Consider the following 3,823-nt stretch of genomic DNA (forward strand, 5'->3'; position numbering starts at 1 on the left):
AGAGAGCTTTCAGATAAAGCGAACTCAGCTACTTTGAGCTTAAAAGCTCGATGATGTTTGGACATAAAAAGACCCCCAGTAATTGGACTGTCCAACTATTGGGGGTCACTTCATAGCATCGGCTTTTTAGTTTTCGGCTCAGATTAATAATCTAATCCTTACCCTAGGTAACTTTTTAACTCGTTAACTAACCAGCATTACGCTGACGCATCACTTCAAACAAACATACTCCTGTGGCTACAGACACATTTAAGCTTGATACAGTGCCAGCCATAGGGATTTTTACCAGTAAATCGCAGTGCTCACGAGTTAAACGACGCATTCCTTCTCCTTCAGCCCCCATCACTATAGCCATTGGTCCGGTTAAGCTCGCATCAAATAAATGAGTGTTTGTTTCACCGGCAGTGCCCACCACCCAAACACCCGCATCTTTAATTTCACGCAAAGTACGCGCTAGATTAGTAACCTGAATAAGGGGGACGGTTTCAGCCGCACCACAAGCAACTTTACGCGCTGTGCCATTAAGCTTGGCTGATTTATCTTTAGGTACAATAATTGCGTGAACGCCTGCAGCGTCAGCACTACGTAAGCATGCTCCTAGATTATGCGGATCGGTAATACCATCAAGCACCAGTAAAAACGGAGTATCTTCACGGGCAATGATCACATCAAGATCTTTCTCATTAAACGTTGGTGCTGCTTTGACGTTTGCGATTACACCTTGATGCTGCTCACCTTTAGCTTTGTTATCAAGCGCTTTACGCTGCATAAACTGTACTGAAATACCAAATTTACGTGCCTCATTAATAATCGGGGTTAAGCGTTTATCATCGCGACCTTTAAGGGCATAAACTTCTACAAAACGCTCAGGCTCTTTAGATAAAATTGCTTCAACAGAGTGAAAGCCAAAAATTAATTCATTACTCACGTATTATCTGCTCCTGAGTTATTACTTTTGCGGGCGTTTCTTCCGGGCCTTTTCGGCTTTTTAACAGTCTTTTTCTTAGTTTTTTTTGTGGTCCCGCCGTCAGTCGCTTTAGCTCGACTGGCAGGCTTCTTTCTACCTTTACGAGTATCGGAGGCTTTACCTTTATGGCCACGCGACTCTTTGCCGTCGATTTTCTTTCCAGGTACTTTACCGGATTTCAGTTGCGAGCGTACACTAGCCGGCGCATGTCCATCTTTGTCATTATTACGGCGGCGTGAATAACGATCTTGCGCCACATCGCCACTTAAGGTTAAGTTTATACGGCGTTCGTCTAAGCTAACCGAGGCCACTTGAACAGTTACTTTATCACCTAAACGGTAAACTTTATGGGTTTGCTCACCAATCAAACAGTGCTTTGCGCCATCATGCTGAAAATACTCATTGCCTAAATTAGTGACATGGATTAAACCGTCAATTTGTAAATCATTTAGGCGAATAAACAAGCCAAAGTTAGTCACTGAAGAAATAACCCCTTCAAACTCATCTCCAACATGGTCTTGCATGAACTCGCATTTAAGCCAATCAGCTACTTCGCGGGTCGCATCATCAGCCCGGCGTTCAGTGGTAGAGCATTGCTCACCTAATTGGTCAACTTCGTCATCACTGTAAACATAGTCACCGGAGGTTTTCATGCCTTGCGCTTGTAAGATACCTTTAATAGCGCGGTGCACAACTAAATCAGGGTAGCGGCGAATTGGTGAAGTAAAGTGTGCATACTCACCCAGCGCTAAACCAAAGTGCCCGATATTATCAGCTTGATATACCGCTTGCTTCATTGAGCGCAGCAGCATCGTTTGAATAAGTTCAGCTTCAGGCCTGTCGCCAAGCTTTGCCAGTACATGGGTTATTTCTTTCGGTGTTGGTTCATCACTCAATGTTGATTCAATACCGAGCTCAGATAAAAACTGTCTAAAGTTACCAAGCTTTTCACCGTCGGGTTCATCATGAACACGATAAAGCGTACTGGCTTTGTGTTTTTCTAGCATTTTAGCCGCAGATACATTGGCTAAAATCATACATTCTTCAATCAATTTATGAGCGTCGTTACGCACCACTGGCACAATAGATTCAATTTTACGCTGAGCATTAAATACAAAACGAGTTTCGAGAGTTTCAAACTCAATTGCACCGCGCTCTTGACGAGCTGATTTAAGCGCCATGTACATTTGCTGTAAATCAGTTAAGTGCGGTACGACATCAGCGTATTCTTTACGTAGCCTTTCGTCGCCTTGCAAAATAGCATTGGTTTTAGTGTAAGTTAAGCGCGCGTGGGAGTTCATTACTGCTTCGTAAAAACGATAGCCAGAAAGCTTACCCTCATCTGATACCATCATTTCTGCGACCATACATAAACGATCAACATCAGGGTTTAATGAGCATAAACCATTTGATAAAACTTTAGGCAACATCGGTATAACTTGCTCAGGAAAATATACTGAGTTACCACGTTCAATCGCTTCTTTATTCAACGGTGTGTTCATACCTACATAATGCGATACATCGGCAATAGCTACCCATAAGCGCCAGCCACCCGATTTGTTACGTTCACAATAAACGGCATCATCAAAATCGCGGGCATCTTCACCATCAATAGTAACTAACGGTAAGTCACGTAAATCAACGCGGTTTTGTTTATCGGCTCCTTCAACAAACTCGCCAAGGTGAGCAACTTGTTTTTCAACTGCTTCAGGCCAAACATGTGGAATATCATGGTTACGCAGTGCCACTTCAATTTCCATCCCCGGGGCTAAATGCTCACCAAGTACATCAATTACTTTACCTACTGCGTTCATATTGCGGCTTGGGTTTTGGGTAATTTGCACTTGTACCATCTGATTATGGCGCGCACCGTTTTCAGTGCCTGGTAAAATAACAATATCTTGCGTTATCCGAGGATCTTCTGCCACAACCACGGCAATGCCGTGCTCAACAAAATAACGGCCAACAATAGGCGCACGTTCATTAGTGAGCACCTTTATAATACGTGCATCACACTTACCGCCAGAACCACGTTTAGTGCCTTTAGCTAGTACAATGTCACCATGAAGCACCATATTCATTTGATGCTTGGCAATGAACCAGTCTTTACTTTCGCCTTCAACTTCTAAAAAGCCAAACCCATCTCGGTGACCAATTACTTTACCTTTCGTAAGTCCTGCTTCGTCAATTAAGGCGTAACATTTAAACTTAGTAAAGTAGAGTTGACCATCGCGTTCCATAGCACGTAAGCGCCGCTTAAAAGCAATCTGACGCTCGTCATCATTTACCGCCATTTCTTCGCATAATTGCTGGAAATTGGCTGGTTTTGCACGGTCTTTAATATGAGTAAGTATAAACTCACGGCTTGGGACAGGATTTTCGTACTTTTCTTGTTCTCGACTGAGATTGGGATCTTGGTTTGACATTCACTATCTTGTTAATTGGTTATGTTGTTATTTTAACCCATAACCGAACAATGAGACAGGCAAAAGCTATGAAACTTTTAATAAAGCCTATTTGGCAGTCATAAACTGCAAAATTTAACGTTATAACCGCCCTTTTTGTTTGGCTATACGTGCTGCATCAACTCGGTTGCTGGCATTTAATTAAGCGATAGCCTCTGATAAATAATTACGTACAGTGCCCTCACTTAAATATAACCTTGCGGCGATATCAGTAGTTTTCAACCCATCACCACTAAGTTTTAATGCTTTTTCTTCTTTATTTGAACGGTGGTTCGTTACCTTCTAAAGCACTTAAACAAGCTCAGGCGCTATTACTTTTTGTTCTGTATGATTTTTTTAACGTTGTAATCAAGTAATCACTCGATGCTTATTTTAAAACGACCCCTTTTAC

At 42.4% G+C, this 3,823-nt stretch carries 2 protein-coding genes and 1 pseudogene; all 3 read right to left on the reverse strand.

The window, feature by feature from the left end:
• Positions 1-187 precede the first annotated feature (187 nt).
• A complete protein-coding gene (rlmB, locus tag ACT3RM_RS17165; RefSeq protein WP_441836615.1) occupies positions 188-928 on the reverse strand; it encodes a 23S rRNA (guanosine(2251)-2'-O)-methyltransferase RlmB in 741 nt (246 codons plus the stop codon).
• A complete protein-coding gene (rnr, locus tag ACT3RM_RS17170) occupies positions 925-3,393 on the reverse strand; it encodes a ribonuclease R (RefSeq protein WP_441836614.1) in 2,469 nt (822 codons plus the stop codon). The genes rlmB and rnr overlap by 4 nt, the downstream gene beginning before the upstream one ends.
• Positions 3,394-3,573: 180 nt before the next feature.
• A pseudogene (locus ACT3RM_RS17175) lies at positions 3,574-3,823 on the reverse strand (LuxR C-terminal-related transcriptional regulator); the annotation flags it as partial.

Origin of the sequence: Pseudoalteromonas sp. AOP7-A1-14 (assembly GCF_052376275.1) — a bacterium.
GTDB lineage: Bacteria > Pseudomonadota > Gammaproteobacteria > Enterobacterales > Alteromonadaceae > Pseudoalteromonas.

What these genes read in the sequence shown, in the direction of transcription:
- rnr (WP_441836614.1), bottom strand. Translation starts at nt 3,393, where the DNA reads ATGTCAAACCAAGATCCCAATCTCAGTCGAGAACAAGAAAAGTACGAA.